Source organism: Streptacidiphilus sp. MAP5-3 (assembly GCF_041262505.1).
Classification (GTDB): Bacteria; Actinomycetota; Actinomycetes; order Streptomycetales; family Streptomycetaceae; genus Streptacidiphilus.
This window is the reverse complement of sequence record NZ_JBGCCL010000071.1, coordinates 1-1,520: the sequence shown is the minus strand read 5'-3', so window position 1 is coordinate 1,520 and position 1,520 is coordinate 1. Positions and strand designations below refer to the sequence as shown.

1 protein-coding gene is annotated in these 1,520 nt (G+C 66.3%); it reads left to right on the top strand.

Translation table 11 applies throughout. From position 1 onward, the window contains the following. The coding region (gene hutU / locus ABH928_RS36455; RefSeq protein WP_370073052.1) for a urocanate hydratase at nt 1–1,520 on the top strand (1,520 nt) is incomplete at both ends.

Genomic DNA, 1,520 nt, shown 5'->3' with positions numbered 1-1,520 from the left:
CGGTCCGTGCCGCACGTGGTACGGGGCTCAGCACTTTGGGTTGGCAGCAGGAGGCCGCCCTGCGGATGTTGAACAACAATCTGGATCCGGAGGTTGCGGAGCATCCGGAGAAGTTGGTTGTTTACGGGGGGACGGGTAAGGCGGCGCGTGACTGGCGTTCGTATGACGCGATGGTGCGGACGCTGCAGACGCTCAAGGGTGACGAGACCATGTTGGTCCAGTCGGGGCGTCCGGTCGGTGTGATGCAGACGCATGAGTGGGCGCCGCGGGTTTTGATCGCGAACTCGAACCTGGTGGGTGACTGGGCGAACTGGGAGGAGTTCCGGCGTCTGGAGTCGCTGGGGCTGACGATGTACGGGCAGATGACGGCCGGTTCGTGGATCTACATCGGCACGCAGGGCATCCTGCAGGGCACGTATGAGACGTTTGCGGCGGTTGCGGCGAAGCGGTTCAACGGGACGTTGGCGGGGACGATCACGTTGACGGCGGGTCTGGGCGGGATGGGCGGCGCGCAGCCGTTGGCGGTGACGATGAACGACGGCGTGGCGATCTGTATCGACTGCGATCCGTCCCGGATCGCGCGTCGTATCGAGCACCGGTATCTGGATGTGGAGGCGAAGGACCTCAAGCACGCGCTGGAACTGGCGGTGGAGGCGCGGGATGCGCGTAAGCCGCTGTCGATCGGTCTGCTGGGGAACGCGGCGGAGCTGGTTCCGGCGCTGTTGGCGATGGACGCGCCGATCGACATCGTGACCGACCAGACGTCCGCCCACGACCCGCTGTCGTATCTGCCGGTGGGTGTGGCGTTCGACGACATGGCGTCCTATGCGGCGGAGAAGCCGGCCGAGTTCACGCAGCGTTCGCGTGAGGCGATGGCCCGGCACGTCGAGGCCATGGTCGGGTTCATGGACAAGGGTGCGGAGGTGTTCGACTACGGCAACTCGATCCGTGGCGAGGCCCAGCTCGCGGGTTACGGCCGGGCGTTCGACTTCCCGGGGTTCGTGCCGGCGTATATCCGGCCGTTGTTCTGTGAGGGGAAGGGTCCGTTCCGGTGGGCGGCGCTGTCGGGTGACCCGGCCGATATCGCGAAGACGGACCAGGCGGTCTTGGACCTGTTTCCGGAGAACGAGTCGTTGCACCGGTGGATCAAGATGGCGCAGGAGCGGGTGCATTTCCAGGGTCTGCCGGCGCGGATCTGCTGGTTGGGTTACGGGGAGCGGGACAAGGCGGGTGAGCGGTTCAACGACATGGTCGCCTCCGGCGAGCTGTCGGCGCCGGTCGTGATCGGCCGCGACCACCTCGACTGCGGCTCGGTCGCCTCCCCCTACCGCGAGACCGAGTCCATGCTCGACGGCTCCGACGCGATCGCGGACTGGCCGTTGTTGAACGCGATGGTGAACGTGGCGTCGGGTGCGTCGTGGGTGTCGATCCACCATGGTGGTGGTGTGGGGATGGGTCGTTCGATCCATGCGGGTCAGGTGTCGGTCGCGGACGGGACGAAGTTGGCGGGGGAGAAGATC